This window comes from Clostridium caldaquaticum, from assembly GCF_023806125.1.
Taxonomy (GTDB): domain Bacteria; phylum Bacillota; class Clostridia; order Clostridiales; family Clostridiaceae; genus Clostridium_AT; species Clostridium_AT caldaquaticum.
The window spans coordinates 51,720-73,053 of the sequence record NZ_JAMSKT010000008.1 but is presented as its reverse complement, the minus strand read 5'-3'; the positions used below and the strand labels follow the sequence as shown (position 1 = coordinate 73,053).

Sequence of the window (21,334 nt, the reverse complement as noted above, 5' to 3'; positions counted from 1 at the left end):
TACCTCTAGTATTTCTTTCTGTAATCATTTGGAGAAGCTCCAAATTTCTTTGCAAATATAGTACAAAAATAGGACACATTTTCATAGCCTACCATGTTGCTTATATCATGAACTTTCAAGGACTTGTTTTTTAATAGCTCACTAGCTTTTTTTAGTCTGTAGTTTGTTAGATATTCCAAGATGGTTTCGCCTGTTTTTTCCTTGAAAATAGATCTGATATAATTTGAGGACAAGTAAACCTCCTTAGCTATATCATCAATTGTTATAGGTTTATGATAGTTTTTATCGATAAAATTAAAGATTTTATCTACAACATACTGATTTTTATCCTTCTTTTTTATTAATAGATAATCAACTATTTTTTCTGTGTAATCAAAAATTATAAGTTTAACATCATTAATATCTTCGCAAATAGAGAGTTTTTCCCATAGCTCATTTTTTGATGCATGAGTCTTAGAGATTTCGGGATTTTGGATTAAAAAATTATCCCAAATGAATACGAGCAAATTATAAACACTTTGAATTACTGAAGCTTTAGGATATTTCTTATCTGTTAATAGTTTTATATATTCATTTATTACTTTATAAACTATTCCTTTGTCATAGCTGAAAATAGCACTACTTAATTCTTTATCAATTGAAGGTGTTGAATATTCTGTTGTTTTTTTATTAAAGTTTTTCGAAGCTTTAATAATTGAGTTTTTGCCCAAATAAAAAACATTTTCTCTAGCATATATCAGGCTATTAAAGGTATTTGCTAATTCGGTTAAAGTTGACTTAAAATCTGAATATATAATTGAAGCATTAAAGCATTGGTTTATATCAAGCTTATATTTAAGGAAGCTTATAAATTCTTCTAGGCTTGAAGTATGGTGTTTATCTGTTCTAATTATAATAGTACAAGTACAGTTTTCTTCAATTAACTGGGCATGCTCATCAAAAGAATAAATAAAATTTTCTATTAAATTAAGGACTTTTTGCTTTGAGTTAATATTAATTACATAGTATGAAAAACTGGCAAAGTCATGGGAGCTATCTGTTTTTATATCACTAATAATGGAAACTATTTTTGAAGGCTCATCTTCATGCAGTAATTTATAAAAGCAGTTTTGTATAAATACCTTCAAGGAATGTGCTGACAACTTGTCTTTTTCCAAGTCTTTTTTAGCTTTTAGTATAACATCTTTCAGTTCGTTCATATCTACAGGCTTTAAAATATAATCGATTGCATTAACTTTAAGTGCATTTTTAGCGTAGGTAAAATCATCATAGCCTGTAAGAAAAATAATTTTAGAATTAATATTTTGTTTCCTAAGCCCTTTAGTGAATTCAATTCCATCCATTATAGGCATTTTAATATCAGTAATTATAATATCAGGTTTATATTTACAAGCTTTCTCAAGGGCTTCTTTTCCATTTCTTGCTGTTGCAACCACCTGCACTCCAAGGGAATTCCAATCCACATAATCCCTTAAGGTTTCTAATTCTAAGATTTCGTCATCTACTAATAGTACACTGAACATGTATAAATACCCCCTTATAGTACTATGAATAGGTAACCTTATTGTATTATAACACAAAATATAATAACTTGATACAGATGGAGAACATGGGAGTTAATTTCAAATATTAACTGGTTTAAATGCAGTGTCTTATATTCATTTTTAATTGTTTTATTGTAAAATGTTTAGTTTATAGTAATAACTAAGTAGGACGATTATCAAATATTATCTTTTTTAAAAGAAGAATTAAATGATAACCGTCCCTTATTTATTATCTTTTTTAAAAGAAGAATTAAATGATAACCGTCCCTTATTTAAATTAACTATTTAAGGTTGTATACAGCAGCTCTTTCAATAGAAAGACCTTTGGTATAACGCTTCATGAATTCATTAAAGCCTGCTACATCCTTAGCATCTGGCTCTACTTTTGCACAAACTTCATCTGCAAATATTTTGTTTGTAAGGTAATCTTCTAATGTTTCATTTTCGGCTTTGTTAAGCATATAAGAAGCTAAGAGTGCCATTCCCCATGCTCCGCCTTCTCCAGCAGTTTCCATAACAGAAACGTTGGAATTTATAGCTGCAGCCATAATCTTCTGTCCAACACCTTTAGTTTTAAATAAGCCTCCGTGACCTAGTATTTCATCAACATTAACGCCTTCCTCTTTAAAAAGAATATCCAATCCGGTTTTTAATGCACCTAAGGCTGTAAATAGGTGGACACGCATAAAATTAGCTAAGTTAAATTTACTTTCAGGTGTACGCACAAATAATGGACGTCCTTCTTCAAAATGAGTTATATGTTCACCTGAAAAATAATTATAGGATAGTAATCCGCCGCAGTCTGAATCTCCTTCAAGTGCCTTATTATATAAAATAGAAAATAATTTATTCATGTCAACTTCCATACCCATTGCTTCAGCAAATTCTCTAAATATGGAAACCCACGCATTAATATCTGATGTGCAGTTATTACAGTGAACCATAGCTACCAGGTTGCCAGTAGGTGTTGTAACTAAATCTATTTCTTCATATGCTTTGGATAATTCTTTTTCAAGAACAATCATTGCAAAAACAGATGTTCCGGCTGAAACATTTCCAGTACGCTTTGCAATACTATTGGTTGCAACCATACCTGTCCCTGCATCACCCTCTGGAGGACAAAGTGGAATACCAGGTTTTAATTGGCCTGTAACATCTAGAAGTTTTGCTCCTTCTTCTGTAAGAACTCCAGCATTTTCACCAGCTAACAAAACTTTTGGCATAATATCTTCAAGTTTCCATGAGAAGTTTTTATGAGCAATTAAGTCATTGAACTGCTTAATCATATTTTTATTATAGTCTTTTGTTTCTATATCAATAGGAAACATTCCTGATGCTTCACCAATACCTATAACTTTTTGACCTGTTAGTTTCCAATGTACATATCCTGCCAAAGTTGTCTGGAAACTAATATCGGCTACATGCTCTTCACCATTTAAAATAGCCTGATAAAGATGAGCTATGCTCCATCTTTGAGGAATATGGTAGTTAAAAAGTTTAGATAATTCTTCTGAAGCTTTTTCAGTAATAGTGTTACGCCAAGTACGGAATGGTACTAAAAGTTCACCCTTTTTATTGAAAACCAAATAACCATGCATCATGGCACTAAAACCGATTGCACCAATGGTTTGAAGGGTTACTCCATATTTTTGTTTTACGTCGCTTGCCATTTTCTTATAACTATCCTGTAAGCCTGTCCAAACATCCTCTAAGCTGTAGGTCCAGATGTTATTAATATAACTGTTTTCCCAGTCATGGCTTCCAGAAGCGATAGGTGTATTATCTTCACCGATTAGAACTGCTTTAATTCTTGTTGAACCAAGTTCAATACCAAGCATTGTTTTTCCGCTTAAAATGGAATTTTTGATATCATTCATTGAAAGACTCATTTTTAAACCTCCATAAAACATATACATATTAATATTTAAATTATGTTTGTGACAATATTTATTAAATATGTGTAGACGTTTTCTTGACAAAAATATGATTACAGCTTCATATCATGTACGTACAACTTATTGTAAAAATTTTGAACTGATAATTCTTTTATTACTATGTTTAATTATTTATCAGCGTGATTGTTGTTAAAACAAATACTTGTACGTACAACTTATGATTTTATTGTACTATCAAAATAATATTTAATCAATATGATTTTGAGCTAAACTTAATATTTTTAGTTGTTTTAATTATTATCTTATATCTTAGGTTTAAGAAGAACTTATTAAAAACTAAATCAGCTTATTAAATAAATTTAAACCCCTTACCCAGAACTTCATAAGTATCGCACATAATTATAAATGCATTAGGGTCGTAACTTTTAATCATATTTTTTAACTTTGTTACTTCATTTTGGCCTACTACCACCATTAACATTCCCTTTTCTTTGCCGGTATAGCCTCCGTAACTTGACAGTTTTGTAACGCCTCTATCTAAATCATTTAATATGGCTGTTTGTATGGCTTCGTTATTTTCCGATATAACAAAAGCCACCTTGGAAAAACCAAAGCCCATCTGAACAAAGTCTATTGCTTTGCTTGTAATAAAGAGAGATATGAGAGCATACAGGGCTTTTTCAGCACCAAAGGCAAATCCAGCAGCTGTTATAACAATTGAGTCAAATATCATCATACAGTTTCCTATAGTAATTCCTGTATAATCGTGGATTATGTAAGCAAGTATTGAGAAACCACCTGTAGAACCTTTACTCTTTAAGGTTAAGCCTAGTCCTATTCCAACAGCAAGTCCTCCGAAAACAGCGTTAAGCATAAGATCATCAGCAATAGGACCTATATTTTTTGTCATTAAAATAAATAAAGGCAGAAGTACTGAACCAACTGCAGTTTTTAGTCCAAACTTATTCCCAAATAGTATTATTCCAACAATGAATAAAGGAATATTTAAAGCCCACTGAGTAAACGCTGGCTGAATACCGAATATTTTTTCTATTACAAGAGATGTCCCGGTAACACCGCCTGAGGCAATGTTATTTGGAACAAGAAATACATTGAAAGATACAGCGGTTATTAAACTGCCTATGATTAATAAGCTATATTCTATTAAAGGGGTAACAAAAGATGATTTTCTTTTAGAACGCATATTTATTCACTCTCACTTTATATAAAATATGTATTAATTGTATGTGTGCAGTTTATGTATTGCAACATATAAAACGGTAATATAAGTATAATAAATTTTTTAATAAACTACTACTATTAATTTTTCTAACAAAGTGATAAAATATAGGAAAGATATGGAATAATGAATTAATTTTTATTATGGATTTGAAAGGGGTTATATTAATGAAAAAGTTGCCAGTGGCAGTACAAATTTTTTCTATTCGTGATGAAGCTGAAAGAGATTTTAAAGGAACCATGGAGCAGGTTAAGGCAATGGGCTATGATGGGGTGGAGCTTGCTGGATTATACGGATATTCACCTGAAGAAATTAGGGATTATATTAAAAATGCAGGACTTAAAGCCATTTCAGCTCATGTACCTTATCAGGAATTGGTAGCGGATATGGAAAATACTATTGAGAAATATGTTACCATAGGATGTGAGTATATTGTTGTTCCTTACTTAACAGAAGAATATCGTCCAGGAACAGAAAAGTTTTCTGAAGTGGTAAAAAACATTGAAAAGATAGGTGAATACTGTAGAAGCAAGAACATGATGCTTCTTTATCATAATCATGATTTTGAATTTACAAAAATGGAAGATGGAAGATATGCACTGGATTATTTGTATGATACAGTAAGTGCAGACAAGCTTCAGACAGAGATTGATACCTGCTGGGTAAAGGTATCGGGAGTAGATCCTTCAAAGTATATAAGAAAGTATGCTAACCGCTCACCAGTAGTACATTTGAAAGACTTTAAAGGTGAAAAATCTGACAATATGTATGAATTAATCGGAATTGACGAAGGAGAAAAGAAAGCAGCTAATAATTTTGAATTTCGTCCAGTAGGATATGGCGTACAGAACTTTAAAGAGATTTTAGAGGCAGCAGTTGAGTCTGGTGCAAAATGGGTAGTTGTTGAACAGGATGCTCACTATGATAACACAGCTATGGAAGATATTAAACTTAGCCGAGATTATTTGACTAAGCTTGGTTGGTAGTTGTTGAAAATTCCACATCAATTTAATGATGTGGAATTTATTTTGGCGGTTTTATAAATTCTTTCTATATTCCGTAGGTGTACATCCATAATGCCTTTTAAATATGTCATAAAAAAAATTTGTATTTTCATAGCCTATTTCTCTAGCTATTTCAGCTACGGACATATCAGAATTTTTTAATAAAATGCCAGCTTTTTTTAGTTTGGCTTCCTGTAATATATGGGTAAATTTTCTGCCGATAAATTTTTTTATAATAGAGCTTAAATAGTTAGGATGAAAGTGAAAATGCTCTGCAGTTGAAGCAAGTGTGGCATTTTTGCAGTTATTTTCAATATAAAGAATGATATCGGAAATTTTAGTATTTCTAAGATTATTATAGTTTTGCGAATTAGTATTCTCAGCAAATATACGAACAAGTTCTGAAAAAATTATTATCATATAGCTGTTAATTACTTCATCTGAACATAGAGATTTATCAAAGAATTCGCAGAGTACATCTTCCATTAGGTTTGTAAGCTTTTCAGATTTTCCTGAATTAAATATTATATAATCATTGAAATCATTGCTTTGGTAAATAGCTCGGATAAAGAAACTTGAGAGCAGGTCATTTCCAGATAAACGGCTTAGCAATATGTTATCGAGATAATTTTTACTCATCATACAGTTTATGATAATATCATTCTCGTCAGCAGGTATTATGGAATGAAGCACGTTTGTATCAAGTATGCATACTTCTCCTTTATTAAGTGTTATATGTTTTCCGTTGATTATCTGATGACATTTACCAGAATAAACATAAGTCATTTCTATATAATTATGGTGGTGCTCTGTTACACTGCTAAAGCGAGGGTGACAGGCAAAGATAATGCCTTCTTTTGGATGTATCGCCGTTTTATTTTTAAAAGATTTTTCAGGATTTATTATAAAATCAACATCCCATCCTTTATTGATAAAGGGAAATTTTTTTGTACTATCTTCATCAAGAAAGAAATCCATTTCAGGTAATACCTTAGGCATAATGTTTTTATTGGATGATAGCTCTAAACAAGTATCTTCAAGCAAAGTATGTTTTCTTAAAAATTTATTAAGCTCAATTCGATTCATTAGTTCACCTTTAGTTATCGAATTTAAAATAGCTGCCTATTTTATAACAGTACTTTAGCATAAACAGATGTGATTTACAAGAATATTAACTATGGTTGTACATTATATTAGATTTCGTTGTTAATTATTATTTAGGCATATAGTAAAATGATTTAAAAGGATGAATTGTCTGTAAACGTATAATAAGAGGTGATGTTAATGTTTTCGATAATTAAATGTTTTACTAATAACAGTAACAAAAAAGTCATTATTGGAGATAATAAAATTTCTTTCGGATGGCAGCTGGATTCAGATAAAAATAATGTATTTCAAAAAGCTTATCAAATAGTGTTGTTTAATGATAAGAAGGAAATGCTATGGGATACAGGAAAGGTTGAAAAAAGTCAGCAGATAAATATTTATTATGATGGAGAAAAGCTTGAGAGCAGAAAAGAATATTATTGGAATGTAACGGTTTGGAATAACTATGATGAACAAGCTGTGAGTGAGCCTGTAAGTTTTGAAATGGGCTTAATAAATGTTGAAGATTGGCAGGCAAAATGGATTGAAGCCAAAATGCCCATTCAATCTAAAAAAGAGCAGTTTATTCTGCCACAAATATTTTCATATAGTGGAGGAAATCCAAAAGAGATTGAAAAAATTCCTTTAGATCCTCCTGTAGTGTTTGAAAAAGAGTTTTTTATAAAAAATAAAAAAGTTGAAAAGGCAAGAATATATATCACAGCCCATGGTGTTTATGAGGCTGAGCTTAATGGAAAAAAAGTAGGGGACGAGTATCTGGCTCCTGGATTTACAACATACCCTAAGTTTCAGTGTTATCAGACTTATGATATAACAAATCAAATTAAATGCTTTGAAAATAAATTAAAGATAACTGTGGCAGACGGTTGGTACAAAGGGAAAATAGGTTTAGCTGGCATTGGACACCAATTCGGCGATAATGTTGCATTGCTTGCCCAGATTGAAATACAGTATGCAGATGGAGAAAGAAAAATTATAGGAACAGATAATTCATTTAAAGCTTCAAATGGAGAGATAGTTTATTCAGATTTGTTTATAGGTGAAAAACAAAATCATGCATTAAAAACAAAGGACTATTATGAAGTTATAGAGAAAGATTATGGATATAAACAGCTTAAGGCAGATTCAGCTGAGCCGGTAAGATGTATTGAAAAGATTAAAGCTGTAAGTATAATTAAAACCCCAAAAGGTGAAACTGTAATTGATTTTGGCAGAAATATAGCCGGAATTGTTGAAGTGAAAGTAAAAGGCAGTGAAGGCGATGTTTTGCAGCTTCAGCATGCTGAGGAACTTGATAAGGAAGGAAACTTCTTTTTTAATCTTATGGGGCAGAACAAATACCAGACAGATACATTTGTATTAAAGGGAGGAGAAGAAGAAACATTTATTCCTAAGTTTACTTATCATGGCTTTAGGTATGTTAAGGTTATAGGATATCCAGGAGAAATAAATAAAGATAATTTCACAGCTTATGTATTATCCAGCGATTGCAGAAGAACTGGATGGCTTGAAACATCAAATGAAAAAATAAATCAACTAATTGAAAATATATATCATTCACAGGAAAGCAATTTTGTTTCGGTACCAACAGATTGTCCGCAAAGGGAAAAAGGCGGCTGGACAGGAGATGCACAAATCTATACTAAAACTGCAATTTTTAATATGAAGCTTGACAACTTTATGAAACGCTGGCTTTATAACATGAGGCTTGAGCAGTATGAAAATGGACAAATACCAGGTCTTATTCCTTGGATAGAGTCAGATAAAATGTTATCTAGTGGTTTTGGTAATATCAGTTCTGCAGGGTGGGCTGATGCCTGCATAATTATTCCATGGCATCTTTATGTTCAGTATGAAGACATAAATTTTCTTAAAGAAAATTATGAAATGATGAAAAAATGGATAGATTATGTTGAAGCAAGATGTGCTTCTAATATAACTGATGAATCAGAAGAATATGAAAAATATATATGGGATATGGATTTTCATTACGGAGATTGGTTTACCCCAAGCTTAGTAAACGAAGATGGCAGTCCGAATCCAATGCTTTCAGCAAAATTAACTGCTAATCAGGTTGCAACTATGTACTTTGCTTATTCTTCAGAACTTCTTTCAAATATTGCACATATACTTGGAGAAAAGGAGGAAGCATCACATTACTTAAATTTATCTATAAAAGTTAAAGCTGCATTTAATAAGGCTTTTGTAGATAGCGAAGGAAAGATTTTAAACGACCTTCAGGGCTTATACACACTAGCGGCTTATTTTAAAATGGGTGATGATAAAGTTAATAAAAAATTTGCAGACAGATTAGCTGAAAAAATTAAGGAAAATGGAAACAGATTAGATACGGGATTTTTAGCAACACCAATACTTTTAGATGTTTTAACAAACTATGGTAAGAAAGATTTAGCATATAAACTTCTGCTGCAAGAAGAATGTCCATCTTGGCTTTACATGGTAAAGCAAGGAGCAACAACTATATGGGAATGCTGGGATGCTGTTAAGGTGGATGGAACAAGAAACATAACATCTTTCAACCACTATTCCTTAGGAAGCGTGCAGGATTATATAGTCAGAAAAATTTGCGGATTAAATAAATCATCAGAGAAAAATGCCGAATTTATTTTTGAGCCTGATTTTGATGCACCATTTAAGTATTGCAGTTTATTCTATGAAAGTCCTTATGGAAATATAGAAGTTAAGTGGATAAAACATGAGCATAGCAGGGAAGTAAATGTAAATATTCCAGTTGGAGTAACTGTTGTTTTTAAGGTGCAGAATCAAAAGGTTAGAAAATTTGGTTCAGGAGTATATAATATTAGATTTATGTCAATATAGTAGACACAAAAACTCGAATTTTTTATGCAGTTTTCTTAAAGAATCTTCAAACTGTTAGGGAGTCATATAACCGATACTGCTATGAAGCTTTTTTCTGTTATACCAGGATTCTATATATTCGAATATAGCTATCCTTGCAGTATTAAAGTCACAATATGTAACTAGGTTTACTTCTTCCTTTTCCTCCTCAAGCCTTGCCATCTTATTTAACATTGCCTGATACTCTGCTGATGTTATAGTTGTATATTTATTCACAGTTATTGGTTTAACTCTCTTAAGCCATCTATTGATTGTTGACTTTGATATGCCATATTCGCTACTAAGTTCTGCCAAACTCTTACCAGAGTTATAGAGCTCTACAATTGTCTTTCTAAATTCTTTTGTATAATATCTCTGTCTTTTTGCCATTATAGACTTTTTCTTTCTTTTTTATATTTTAAGGTGTTCTAATTTTTGTGTGCACACTAATATACTAACACCACTTTTTCAAATAAAAATTATAAAGTTTGATAACCGTCCCTAAGTTCTAGAGTAATTAAGAACCTACAAAGGCTGTATCCAAGAAATTATTAGGTTATTTGGATACAGCCTTTGTATTGAGTAAAATTATTAAGCTTTATTTAACTGCAAAAAAAACATGATTGCCTATAGATTTTATATTTGTTTTATTTACCTTTTTCATCCAAGTTGAAGTTGATATTTTTGGATTGTAAAAGAAAACTGCCTTATTAGTAGGGTCTTTACCTTTTAGTGCATCTAAAACTGCTGCGTAGCTTGCTTTATCTGGCACTACGTGTATTTCACCATTTTTTAAGCAGGAAAAAGCATTTTTCTGCTTTATTATTCCTTCTATAGTTTTTGGAAAATCGGGACTTTTAAGCCTGTTAAGTATTACTGAAGCTACAGCAACTTTACCATCGTAAGGTTCTGAACGGCTTTCAGCATATACAATCTGTGCCATAAGATATACGTCATCATCAGTTATATATATAGTTTTATCAGATACGTTAAAAACTTGGACTGCGCTTATTTGTTCGTTATATAAATCGCAATCCGTATCATTTGCTGCTTTTACTGTAGACCAAGGAATGCTTAGGATAATGGTCGTCAGTAAAAGTATTGAAAAGTATTTTTTCATTTTTTTCCTCCTTTTACCTACGGGGTTAGCTGACGGGTTCGGTAAAGGCATAACCTACGTTAAAAAACGATTCACCCCAAACAAAATGGTTTCCCCGCGTTTATAAAAACTTAGGCTGAATTTATTATTCCACAGTTTTTGAAAAAAATACAAAATTTCAGAAAAAAATTGGCATACTATTTAAAGTATGCCAGAGTGTAGTAATATTAATTTTAATTAGCATTTTTAAATTCTGTGAAAGTCTTTAAAAAACTATTATAATTTTTTTCCGCAGCATTATATTTTGAAGTTGAATCTGAGTAAATTTCAGCAAGCTTTTCACTTGTTAAATTACTTCCTGCAAGTTTTTCATTTTTAACTGCATAAATAAAGCTTTGAAGATAGCTTTCATAACTATCCATAGCAGTATTAAATAATTTATAGCAGTTAACCGCTTTTGCAGGAACAGCTAAATTTGAAAACTCCTGTCTTATGTAATTTAACTCATCATCATTTTTATTAGCAAGAGCTATAATATTGTCTAAGTTTCCACCTTCATTTCTAGTTTTTGAAAGCTGAATTGAAAAATCTATCTTAAGAGGAGAAAACTTTGATGCAATATTATCCAGGCTTTCAATAAACTCTGCATTCTGATTTTGGGTTATTTCTTTATCTCTTTGAATTCTACCTAGTTCATAGGCATAATTTAACGTATTTTCAATAAAAGTTACGCAGCCTTCAGGCAGAGTTATTATTAAGTTTTTATTGATGATTTTAGAATAATAATTTATACAACTTTCCATATAAGTTTTCAGGTTATCAGCAGCTTTGTCTATATCTTTTCCTTCGGGATCTCTATAAATTGCATCTATCTGTCTATAAATAGTTATATTTTTTTCTAATCCATTTGTAAGATTTTCATGGTCTGCTTTATATTTATCTGAAGCAGTTATAGTTTGAAGTTTATCCTTTAAAACTGTTAAATTTTGAATTTTCTCTGGGATTTCTTTTCTGATTGCTGTTAGTTTTTCTGAATCAATAGCCTGACCCTTACTATAGGAGGCTGTACTTGAGTTAACATCATTTATTTTGCTTATAATTTCTTTTACATTTTTTTCATAGGAATTCATTGAGTCGCCTATGAATAAATAGTATGTTCCAAAAAAAACTGCTCCTAATAAAATTACAAAACCTAATATTTGTAACATAAAAATTACTATTTTATTTTTAGCTTTATCTTTAGCTTTATTATTTTTAACGTTTTCCCCTTCCAATTTTTACTCCTCCGTATTCCTTATTTACTGATGGTTGTACTATATATTAATATTCTATGTTTTGTGTTAAAATTCCTTCTTGCTGTTTTTTAAATTTTCTATTAATAAATATTATTAAAATCTTGATTAAAGTTTCATATATTTAGCAATAATTTTATACTATAAGGGTGTATATTGTTGTATAATTGAATATAGATAATAAACTATAAGTTCTGATAAATTTTTTGGTTAGCAGTTTAGGAGGGAAAAATGTGGCAGAATTTTTCGGATTGTTAGTAAATAGCATTAAAGCTATAAGTCCATTCTCTATATTAGACATTATAGTGGTATCATATATTTTTTATAAGGGTTATATGCTTATTAGAGAAACAAGAGCTGAGCAGCTTTTAAAGGGTATTCTTTTAATACTTTTACTTATTCCTGTAAGCTCAATTCTCAAATTAACAATGCTGGAATGGATTTTAAATAAAACAATAACTATAGGTATTCTTTCTATTATAATTATATTTCAGCCTGAGATACGAAGAGCTCTGGAACACTTGGGAAGAAGCGCTTTTAACGACAGGCACTTACTTGAAAATGATGAGATAATGGAGAAAGTTATAAATGAAGTAACGGAAGCTGTAGAAAGTTTATCTAAAAGCAAAACAGGAGCTTTAATAGTTATCGAAAACAGAACTGGACTTGGAGAAGTTATAAGTACTGGTACTAAATTAGATGCATTGGTTTCATCTGCACTTCTTGAAAACATTTTTGTAGTTAATACACCTCTTCACGATGGAGCAACTATAATTAGAAACGATAGAATTATTGCATCAGGTTGTTTTTTACCTTTGACAAACAGTGATGATATAAGTAAATTATTAGGTACAAGGCATAGAGCAGGTATAGGGATATCCGAAAATTCCGATGCATTAACTATAATAGTGTCTGAAGAAACAGGAGTCGTATCCCTTGCGGTAAACGGAAAACTGACTAGAAATTATACTAAGGAAAGATTAAAAGATATACTAATTAGAATATTGAAAGCTAAGCAAAAAAGAAAGATAACCTTTAGGGAGAGGGTGGTGCTATGGAGCAAAAAGATACGTGGCTAATTAAAATATGCTGTGTAATAGCAGCTTTTTCTCTATGGCTTTATATAGTTACTATAGGAAATAATGAAGTTACAAGAAGGGTTACTGTTGCAGTAGAGCTTACAAATATTGATTCTGTAACTGATAAGAAACTTGTTATTCTGCCAGAACAACAGTTTACTGTAGCTTTAAATGTTAAAGGAACACCTGCAGATATAGAGCTTGGCAAGGAACAATTTAAAGTAGTAGCGGATATGAGTATGTATGCTTTATCTAAGGGTGAAATCAGGATTCCTGTTACAGTTGAAAGGCAGCCGGTTAATGTTACAGTGTTAGATTCAGGTTATTATGTTAAAGTAATGTTTGATGATTTAGTGCAAAAAAGTGTTCCTGTGAAGGTATCTATAAGCGGAAAGGCTAAAGAAGGTTTTTATGCCTTTCCACAAACAATAAATCCAACAGAAGTAATTGTAAGCGGTGCAGCAAAATTTGTTAATGCAGTTACAGCTGTAGAAGCTGGAAAAGATATAAATAATTATGAAGAAGATATAAATTTTAATTTACCTCTTAAAGCTGTTGATGCAGACGGCAAAGAGGTCAAGAATGTAAGTATAGATACAAATACTGTTCAAGTAACAATTCCAGTTAAAAGGACTAAAACAGTTGGAATAAATGTTAAGACAAAAGGAAACATAAGTAATGAATTTTATTTAAAATCCTTAGTGCCGCAGCCAGAAAAAGTGGATATAGCCGGAGGAAATGCAATAAATAATATAACAGCATTGGATACAGAGCCTGTAGATTTAAGTACTCTTTCTCCAAATAAAAATATTGTTGTTAAATTAATTGTACCAGAAGGGATAAGCTTAATAAACAGTGATGGAACAGTTAAGGTTAAGGCAAATTTAGAAAAAGTTATTAGTAAGACCTATTCTTTAAATATTGGTATTAAGAATTTAAATGAAGTGTTTACAGCAGCACTAGATATTCAAAAAGTTTCAATAACAGTATCAGGTGCGGAAAGTACAATTAATACAATTAAAGAGGAGGATTTTAGCGCTTTTGCAGACCTTAGTGGAATAACATCAGAAGGCGAATATTCATTAAAGATAAATACTATTATACCACAAGGCGTAACAAAGATTTCAACTAATCCGCAGAGTGTAAAAGTTACTTTAAAGAAAAAGGAAGCATCAGCTGCAGGCAATTCTGATGCAGCAGCTTCAACCAATGCACCAACGAATGGAGGACAATAAACTATATGTCAATAAGAATTAACAATATAATACTTGATATAGACGATGACATAAATATTTTAAAAGATAAGGCTGCTAAAAAGCTTAAGTTATCAAAATCTCATATTAAAGATTTCAAAATTTTAAGAGAATCCATAGATGCAAGAAAAAAAGATAGAATTAAGTTTAACTATACCTTAGAGGTGAGTACCGATAATGAAGAAAACCTTGTAAAGCGGCTGGATGATAAAGATATTAAACTAGAGACTGTTAAATATACAGACGAGTTTCCTTTTGGTACTAGAAAAATGAAGCAAAGACCAATAATAGTTGGAATGGGACCGGCAGGAATGTTTGCCGGTCTTTTGATGGCGAGAAAAGGATATAAGCCTGTAATTTTTGAGAGAGGGCAGAGAGTAGAGGAAAGAACTGAAAGCATTAATTCTTTTTGGACTACAGGAAAACTGAATATAGAATCAAATGTTCAATTTGGTGAAGGGGGAGCAGGTACCTTTTCTGACGGAAAGCTTACAACAAGAATAAAAGATTCAAGATGCGACTATGTTTTGGAAGCTTTTGTAAAAGCCGGTGCTCCAGAGGAGATATTATATATTGGAAAGCCTCATGTTGGAACGGATATTCTGAAAAATGTTGTTAAAAACATTAGAGAAGAAATAATAAGTTTAGGCGGAGAAGTAAGATTTAACAGCAGGTTAGAGGATTTGATTATTAAAGATAAAAGTTTAAAAAGTATTGTAGTTAATGGTGAAGAGTTTCCTTGTGAAAATCTAGTTTTAGCAATAGGACACAGCTCAAGGGACACTTACGAAATGCTTTATAAAAGAGGTATAACTTTAACTGCAAAACCTTTTGCTATAGGTGTAAGAATTGAGCATCTGCAAAGCTTGATAGATGAAAATCAGTATGGCAGGTTTGCAGGTCATAAAAGACTTAAGGCAGCAGATTATAGGTTAAGCTATATTGGTGAAAAGACCAAAAGAGCTATTTACAGTTTTTGCATGTGTCCTGGGGGAGAGGTTGTAGCTGCAGCTTCTGAGGAAAGAAGATTGGTAACAAATGGAATGAGTTATTATAAAAGGGATAAGGATAATGCAAATTCAGCATTAGTCGTTACTGTAGGACCAGATGATTTTGGAAGTAGTAATCCGCTAAGCGGCATGGAATTTCAAAGACACTATGAAAGTCTGGCATATTCCTTGGGTGGTGGAAATTATACAGCACCTATACAGCTTGTAGGAGATTTTTTAAAGGATAGGGTAAGCAGTAAGCTGGGAAATATTATTCCTACTTATAAACCTGGTTATGAATTTAGAGAATTAAAAGGCTGCCTGCCTTCTTATGTTATAGAGGCATTAAAGGAAGGTTTGCTAAACTTTGAAAATAAGATAAAAGGGTTTGCTCAAGATGATGCTGTGCTTACAGGTATAGAAACAAGAACTTCTGCACCTTTAAGAATTGAAAGAAATGAAAATCTGCAGAGTGTCTGCTTAAAAGGCCTTTATCCTGCAGGAGAAGGAGCCGGCTATGCAGGAGGCATAATGTCCGCAGCTGTTGACGGACTTAAGATAGCAGAAAGCATTATGAAGGAGTGGGCACCGATAGATTAGATTTTTACAGGATGAAATAAAATTAATAGATTGTGTCAATGATGCAATCTATTAAACAGAAAGTTCGTAAACGTTTCAAATAAAAAGGGAGGTTCATACTTATACGCAGACAAGCTGAATATATGATAAGAAATATTTGTGTTATAATATAGACAAAAAAGAATAGGAGAACATATGAGCAGAATAAGAGTTTTTACTGGGCACTTTGGAAGTGGAAAAACTGAAATAGCTATAAACTATGCTATTAATCTTATAAAAGAGGGAAAAAAAGCTGCTATTGTTGATATAGATATAGTTAATCCTTATTTTTGTGTTAGGGATATTAAGGACTATTTAGAAAAACAGTATGGTATAAGAGTTATTTCATCGAATCCTCACTACTCTAATGCTGAATTAGCAGTAGTGCCGGCAGAAATATTTTCTGTATTTAATGATAAATCTTATGAAGTTGTTATAGATATAGGAGGAGATGAATCAGGTGCAGTAGTTCTTGGGCAATATAACAGATTTTTTAAAGAGGAACCTTATGATTTATATTTTGTAGTTAATAATAACAGACCTTTAACTCTTGATGCAGAATTAACAGAGGAATATATAAAAAGTATACAATTTGCCTCAAGGCTCAAGGTTACACAATTAATTTCAAATACTAATTTATCCTATGAAACAACCTTAGAAGATATATTTAAGGGGGATAGGGAAGTATATGAGCTTTCTCAAAAGTTAGGTATTCCATATAAATTTACTGTATGCAGAAGAGATATGGCTGAAGATATAAAAGGTAAAGTTAAAGGTGAGATTTTTCCAATAGATATATACATGAAACCGCCATGGAGATAAAATAATAAGTTTTAGGAGTGAATTCTATGTCGCGAGTTACCTTTAGAGAAGAAAGATGTAAAAGTTGTGGAAATTGTATTAAGGCTTGTCCTAAAAATATAATATCTTTTTCAGAGAAATTAAATAACAAAGGGTATCATCCAGCTGAAGTTACAGAAGATAAAATGAGCCAGTGTATAGGCTGTGCTTCTTGTGCAAAAATGTGTCCGGATTGCGTTATAGTAGTGGAAAAATAGAGGTGATATAGCAATGAATGAAAAAGTATTAATGAAAGGTAATGAAGCAATAGGAGAAGCAGCCATACGAGCTAACTGTCATTGTTTTTTTGGTTATCCAATTACACCTCAGACAGAACTAGCTGCCTACATGTCTAAAATGATGCCAAAGCTTGGGAGAGTATTTCTGCAGGCAGAAAGTGAAATAGCAGCTATAAATATGGTTTATGGAGCAGCTGGAACAGGGGTAAGAGTTTTAACCTCTTCATCAAGCCCGGGAATAAGTTTAAAAGCAGAAGGAATATCTTATTTAGCAGGAGCAGAGCTTCCTTGTGTTATTGTAAATATTGTAAGAGGGGGACCTGGGCTTGGGGGAATTCAGCCTGCACAGTCTGATTATTTTCAGGCAACAAAGGGAGGGGGCCATGGTGATTTTTATATGCCGATTTTTGCACCAGCTTCTGTACAGGAAATGGTTGATTTAGTTCAGGAAGCTTTTGATGTAGCAGATGTTTATAGAACTCCCTGCATGATTATGGGAGATGGAATGCTTGGACAAATGATGGAACCTGTTGAATTTAAAGAAAGAAAAAAGAGAGAACTTACAGAGAAGACTTGGGCAGCAACAGGACTTAGAGGCAGAAAAGAGCATAATGTTATAAATTCCTTATTTTTAAACCCAGAAGAGCTAGAAAGACATAATCTGAAGCTTAAGGCAAAGTATGATGAAATAATAAAGAATGAAGTAAGATATGAACTTTATAATTGTGAAGAGGAATGTGATTTAATAATGGTTGCTTATGGAACTACTTCACGAATATGTAGGAACGTAATAAAAACAGCTGAAGAAAAAGGTGTAAAGCTTGGGCTTATAAGACCAATAACACTATGGCCATTTCCGTCAGAAGCTTTTGAAAACACAGTAAATAATACTAAATTTGGATATATATCAGTTGAAATGAGTTTAGGTCAAATGGTTGAGGATGTTAAACTTTCAGTAAATGGCAGAAAGCCAGTATACTTTTATGGGAGAGCCGGGGGAATGGTACCTCATCCAGAAGAAATTTTTAATAAGATTAAAGACATAATAGGAAATAGAAGTATTGACAATTTTTCTGTGCAACATATATAGAAGGCATAGCAATTATTGACTGTTATGTGCTTATGAGAAATACAAGGAGGAAGTTTTAATGGCAATAGTTTTTCAACCACCGCAGGCATTATTAGATGTGCCTACACATTATTGCCCAGGATGTACACATGGAATAATACATAGATTAGTTGCTGAGGTTATAGATGAACTTGGTATTTTGGATAAAACTGTAGGTATAGCGCCGGTTGGGTGTTCAACATTAGCATATGATTATTTTGCCTGCGATATGTTTCAGGCAGCTCACGGCAGGGCACCAGCAGTAGCTACAGGAGTAAAAAGAGCAAATCCTGATAGCGTAGTATTTACCTACCAAGGAGACGGAGATCTTGCAGCAATAGGTACAGCTGAAATTGTTCATGCTGCAACAAGAGGAGAAAATATTACAACTATATTTGTAAATAACTGTATATACGGAATGACGGGAGGACAAATGGCTCCAACAACACTTCCAGGTCAAATCACAGAAACTTCACCTTATGGAAGAGATGTTAAAACAGCAGGCTTTCCAATAAGAGTAGCAGAGATGCTTGCAACTTTAGATGGAGCTTCATATATAGAAAGAGTTTCTGTAGACAGCGTACCTAATGTTATTAAAGCAAAAAAGGCTATAAAGAAAGCTTTTGAAAATCAGCTTGCAAAAAAAGGTTTTTCAATGGTTGAGATATTATCTATTTGCCCTACCAATTGGGGACTTTCCACTGCAGAATCTTTTAAGTGGCTTAGAGAGAATATGATTCCTTATTACTCACTTGGCGTAAAGAAAGATAGCACTAAGGAGACAGAGAGATTAATGAGCTCTCAGTGCAGTAATAAAACACAGGAGGGGAAGTAGAATGTTATCACAAGAAATATTGTTTGCAGGCTTTGGAGGACAAGGCATTCTATCTATGGGAAAATTTTTAGCTTACGCAGGAATGGAAGCAGGACTTAATGTTTCATGGCTTCCATCTTATGGTCCAGAAATGAGAGGAGGAACTGCCAATTGTTCTGTTATTCTGACAGATAATATAGTAGGTTCTCCTATTGTAAACAAAGCTTCTACATTAGTAGTTATGAACAGACCCTCTTTAGATAAATTTGAATATGCTATAAAACCAAAGGGACTTTTGATATTAGACAGTGACTTAGTAAACAGACTTCCAGGGAGAAATGATATAGAAGTAATAAGTATACCAGCTCAAACTATAGCAGAAGAAATAGGAAGCAAGACAATAGCTAACATGGTGCTGTTAGGGGCATTAGTTGCTAAAACAAAGATAGTTTCTATGAAAAATTTGCTGAAGGCACTAAAGGAGCATGGCAAAGAAGATTTCTATGAAATTAATATAAAGGCTCTAGAAAAAGGAGCACAATACGCAGTATAGCTTATACTATTGTATTCTTATATCTTAATGTATTCAAATATAATACCACCTTTTAACATTGTAATAAATTTCTACATATTATATAATTATTCTGTATGTTTATGTAAACAATATAAAGTGAGGTAATAGATATGGGAAGAATGTTTGGGACAGACGGAGTCAGAGGTATTGCAAATAGTGAGCTTACTGCAGAACTGGCTTATAATTTGGGTAGGGCTGGTGCTTATGTTTTAACGGAAGGGGCTCATAAGCCTAAAATATTAGTTGGAATGGATACGAGAATTTCAGGAGATATGCTTGAATCAGCACTTGTTGCTGGAATACTTTCAGTTGGGGCAGAAGCGGTATGTTTAGGTGTTGTGCCAACTCCAGCTGTTGCTTACTTAACAAGAAAGTATGGAGCGGATGCAGGAGTAGTAATCTCTGCTTCACATAATCCAGTTGAATATAATGGAATTAAATTTTTTAACAGTCAAGGATATAAGCTTTCAGACGAACTGGAAGATAGAATACAAGCTGTAATAGAAAATGGGTTTCAAGGTGTACCTTTACCTACAGGTGCAGATTTAGGAAGAAAAATTGTTGAAGAAGCTGCACTTGAGCATTATATCGAATTTGTTAAGTCTACGGTAGATATAAACTTTAAGGGAATGAAGGTAGCCTTAGATTGTGCTAATGGAGCAAGCTACAAAGCTGCTGTTGAAACTTTCAGAAGTCTTGGTGCTGAGGTTGTTGTAATAAACAATGACCCAGATGGAGTAAATATAAACAAAAACTGCGGCTCTACTCATCCGGAAGAACTTATGGAGTATGTAGTTAAAAAGGGCTGTGATTTAGGTCTTGCTTTTGACGGAGATGCAGACAGATGCCTTGCTGTTGATGAAAAAGGAAACCTTGTTCACGGAGACTTTATGATAGCAATTTGCGGCAAATATTTAAAAGAACAAGGAAAGCTTGATAATAATGCAGTTGTAGTAACTGTAATGAGTAATCTTGGACTTGATATTGCTTTAAGCAAAGAAGGAATTAAATCTATTAAGACTAAGGTTGGAGACAGATACGTACTTGAAGAAATGGTTAAAGAAGGCTATAAGCTTGGAGGGGAACAGTCAGGGCATATTATATTTCTTGAGCATAATACTACAGGAGATGGACTTTTGACAGCACTTCAACTTACTGCTATTGTTAAAAAAAGCGAGAAGAAGCTTTCTGAATTAGCTTCCATGATGAAGGAGCTTCCACAGGTGCTTGTAAATGCCAAGGTTCCTAATGATAAGAAGGATATTCATGAAACAGATGAAGAAATAGCAAATGAAATTAAGAATATAGAAGAAAAACTTCATGGTGTTGGAAGAGTTCTTATAAGACCTTCTGGAACAGAGCCTTTAGTAAGAGTCATGCTTGAAGGTGAAGACCAGGCTGAAATAGATGAAATGGCTAATTCACTTGCCAAATTAATTGAGGAAAAAGCAAATAGATAAAAATAATAAAAAGTAGAGAAAAATATAAATTCTCTACTTTTTATGTTATAAAACCCAATTAATATTAAGCATATTACTATGTTAAATATATTTATATTAAAGAGTTTTTACGTTTACAGCCTGATCTCCCTTTTCTCCTTGAGTTAAATCAAAGGAAACCTTATCACCTTCATTTAGGGTTTTAAATCCTGTTGTCTGAATTCCTGAATAATGAACAAATACATCTTTTCCATCGTCAGTAGTGATAAAACCAAAACCTTTTTGTGAATTAAACCATTTTACTGTTCCCTGCATTTGAATAAACCTCCTAAGTATATAAA

Annotated in this window: 18 protein-coding genes, 2 pseudogenes and 1 riboswitch; of the genes and pseudogenes, 11 read left to right on the top strand and 9 right to left on the bottom strand. The window is 32.4% G+C overall.

Translation table 11 applies throughout. From position 1 onward, the window contains the following. Nucleotides 1-5 precede the first annotated feature (5 nt). From M2651_RS06805 to M2651_RS06795, 3 genes are all read right to left on the bottom strand, one after another. Entirely contained in the window at nucleotides 6-1,523 is a 1,518-nt protein-coding gene (locus tag M2651_RS06805; RefSeq protein WP_252131597.1) for a response regulator transcription factor, read from the bottom strand. A 302-nt stretch (nucleotides 1,524-1,825) separates the two neighbouring features. After that, nucleotides 1,826-3,433: a xylulokinase gene (locus M2651_RS06800; protein ID WP_252131596.1), complete on the bottom strand. Its 1,608-nt coding sequence runs from the start codon at nucleotides 3,431-3,433 to the stop codon at nucleotides 1,826-1,828. 355 nt (nucleotides 3,434-3,788) lie between these two features. Further along, entirely contained in the window at nucleotides 3,789-4,643 is an 855-nt protein-coding gene (locus tag M2651_RS06795; protein ID WP_252131595.1) for a YitT family protein, read from the bottom strand. 203 nt (nucleotides 4,644-4,846) lie between these two features. Between M2651_RS06795 and M2651_RS06790 the strand changes: the two genes are divergently transcribed. Continuing rightward, nucleotides 4,847-5,665, top strand: coding sequence for a sugar phosphate isomerase/epimerase family protein (locus M2651_RS06790; protein ID WP_252131594.1), 819 nt, complete (start codon nucleotides 4,847-4,849; stop codon nucleotides 5,663-5,665). Nucleotides 5,666-5,716: 51 nt separating this feature from the next. Here M2651_RS06790 and M2651_RS06785 read toward each other — a convergent pair whose 3' ends face one another. After that, complete coding sequence (locus M2651_RS06785; RefSeq protein WP_252131593.1) at nucleotides 5,717-6,769, bottom strand: AraC family transcriptional regulator; 1,053 nt, start codon at nucleotides 6,767-6,769, stop codon at nucleotides 5,717-5,719. A 198-nt stretch (nucleotides 6,770-6,967) separates the two neighbouring features. On the opposite strand from M2651_RS06785, the gene M2651_RS06780 reads away from it, so the two are divergent. After that, nucleotides 6,968-9,631: an alpha-L-rhamnosidase gene (locus tag M2651_RS06780; RefSeq protein WP_252131592.1), complete on the top strand. Its 2,664-nt coding sequence runs from the start codon at nucleotides 6,968-6,970 to the stop codon at nucleotides 9,629-9,631. Nucleotides 9,632-9,685: 54 nt separating this feature from the next. On the opposite strand, the pseudogene M2651_RS14430 reads toward M2651_RS06780, so the two are convergent. The 4 genes and pseudogenes from M2651_RS14430 to M2651_RS06765 all read right to left on the bottom strand — a co-directional run. Then, nucleotides 9,686-9,805 (bottom strand): annotated as a pseudogene (locus M2651_RS14430) (IS3 family transposase); the annotation flags it as partial. A gap of 33 nt (nucleotides 9,806-9,838) precedes the next feature. Next, nucleotides 9,839-10,039: pseudogene (locus M2651_RS06775) on the bottom strand (transposase); the annotation flags it as partial. A gap of 208 nt (nucleotides 10,040-10,247) precedes the next feature. Next, on the bottom strand, nucleotides 10,248-10,769 hold the full coding sequence (locus M2651_RS06770) for a cell wall hydrolase (protein WP_252131591.1): 522 nt from the start codon (nucleotides 10,767-10,769) through the stop codon (nucleotides 10,248-10,250). After that, nucleotides 10,769-10,896, bottom strand: a riboswitch (cyclic di-AMP (ydaO/yuaA leader). (Overlaps the previous gene by 1 nt.) A gap of 85 nt (nucleotides 10,897-10,981) precedes the next feature. After that, the gene (locus tag M2651_RS06765) at nucleotides 10,982-12,022 is read right to left on the bottom strand and encodes a hypothetical protein (protein WP_252131590.1); all 1,041 of its coding nucleotides are present in this window, start codon (nucleotides 12,020-12,022) and stop codon (nucleotides 10,982-10,984) included. A gap of 251 nt (nucleotides 12,023-12,273) precedes the next feature. On the opposite strand from M2651_RS06765, the gene cdaA reads away from it, so the two are divergent. From cdaA to glmM, 9 genes are all read left to right on the top strand, one after another. Beyond that, a complete protein-coding gene (gene cdaA, locus M2651_RS06760) occupies nucleotides 12,274-13,119 on the top strand; it encodes a diadenylate cyclase CdaA (RefSeq protein WP_252131589.1) in 846 nt (281 codons plus the stop codon). Then, nucleotides 13,095-14,354, top strand: a complete 1,260-nt coding sequence (locus M2651_RS06755) for a CdaR family protein (protein WP_252131588.1) — start codon at nucleotides 13,095-13,097, stop codon at nucleotides 14,352-14,354. The genes cdaA and M2651_RS06755 overlap by 25 nt, the downstream gene beginning before the upstream one ends. A 5-nt stretch (nucleotides 14,355-14,359) precedes the next feature. Beyond that, nucleotides 14,360-15,961: an NAD(P)/FAD-dependent oxidoreductase gene (locus M2651_RS06750; RefSeq protein ID WP_252131587.1), complete on the top strand. Its 1,602-nt coding sequence runs from the start codon at nucleotides 14,360-14,362 to the stop codon at nucleotides 15,959-15,961. Nucleotides 15,962-16,135: 174 nt separating this feature from the next. Continuing rightward, on the top strand, nucleotides 16,136-16,801 hold the full coding sequence (locus tag M2651_RS06745; RefSeq protein ID WP_252131586.1) for a P-loop NTPase family protein: 666 nt from the start codon (nucleotides 16,136-16,138) through the stop codon (nucleotides 16,799-16,801). A 26-nt stretch (nucleotides 16,802-16,827) separates the two neighbouring features. Next, complete coding sequence (locus tag M2651_RS06740; protein WP_252131585.1) at nucleotides 16,828-17,037, top strand: 4Fe-4S binding protein; 210 nt, start codon at nucleotides 16,828-16,830, stop codon at nucleotides 17,035-17,037. Nucleotides 17,038-17,050: 13 nt separating this feature from the next. After that, nucleotides 17,051-18,148: a 3-methyl-2-oxobutanoate dehydrogenase subunit VorB gene (locus M2651_RS06735; protein ID WP_252131584.1), complete on the top strand. Its 1,098-nt coding sequence runs from the start codon at nucleotides 17,051-17,053 to the stop codon at nucleotides 18,146-18,148. A gap of 58 nt (nucleotides 18,149-18,206) precedes the next feature. Beyond that, complete coding sequence (locus M2651_RS06730) at nucleotides 18,207-19,001, top strand: thiamine pyrophosphate-dependent enzyme (RefSeq protein WP_252131583.1); 795 nt, start codon at nucleotides 18,207-18,209, stop codon at nucleotides 18,999-19,001. Nucleotide 19,002: 1 nt separating this feature from the next. Further along, nucleotides 19,003-19,533 (top strand): 2-oxoacid:ferredoxin oxidoreductase subunit gamma family protein, encoded by a 531-nt coding sequence (locus M2651_RS06725; RefSeq protein WP_252131582.1) that lies wholly within the window; start codon nucleotides 19,003-19,005, stop codon nucleotides 19,531-19,533. A gap of 131 nt (nucleotides 19,534-19,664) precedes the next feature. Continuing rightward, on the top strand, nucleotides 19,665-21,014 hold the full coding sequence (gene glmM / locus M2651_RS06720; RefSeq protein ID WP_252131581.1) for a phosphoglucosamine mutase: 1,350 nt from the start codon (nucleotides 19,665-19,667) through the stop codon (nucleotides 21,012-21,014). A 96-nt stretch (nucleotides 21,015-21,110) separates the two neighbouring features. On the opposite strand, the gene M2651_RS06715 is transcribed toward glmM, so the two are convergent. Continuing rightward, complete coding sequence (locus tag M2651_RS06715) at nucleotides 21,111-21,308, bottom strand: cold-shock protein (protein WP_252131580.1); 198 nt, start codon at nucleotides 21,306-21,308, stop codon at nucleotides 21,111-21,113. Between the last annotated feature and the right edge of the window lie 26 nt (nucleotides 21,309-21,334).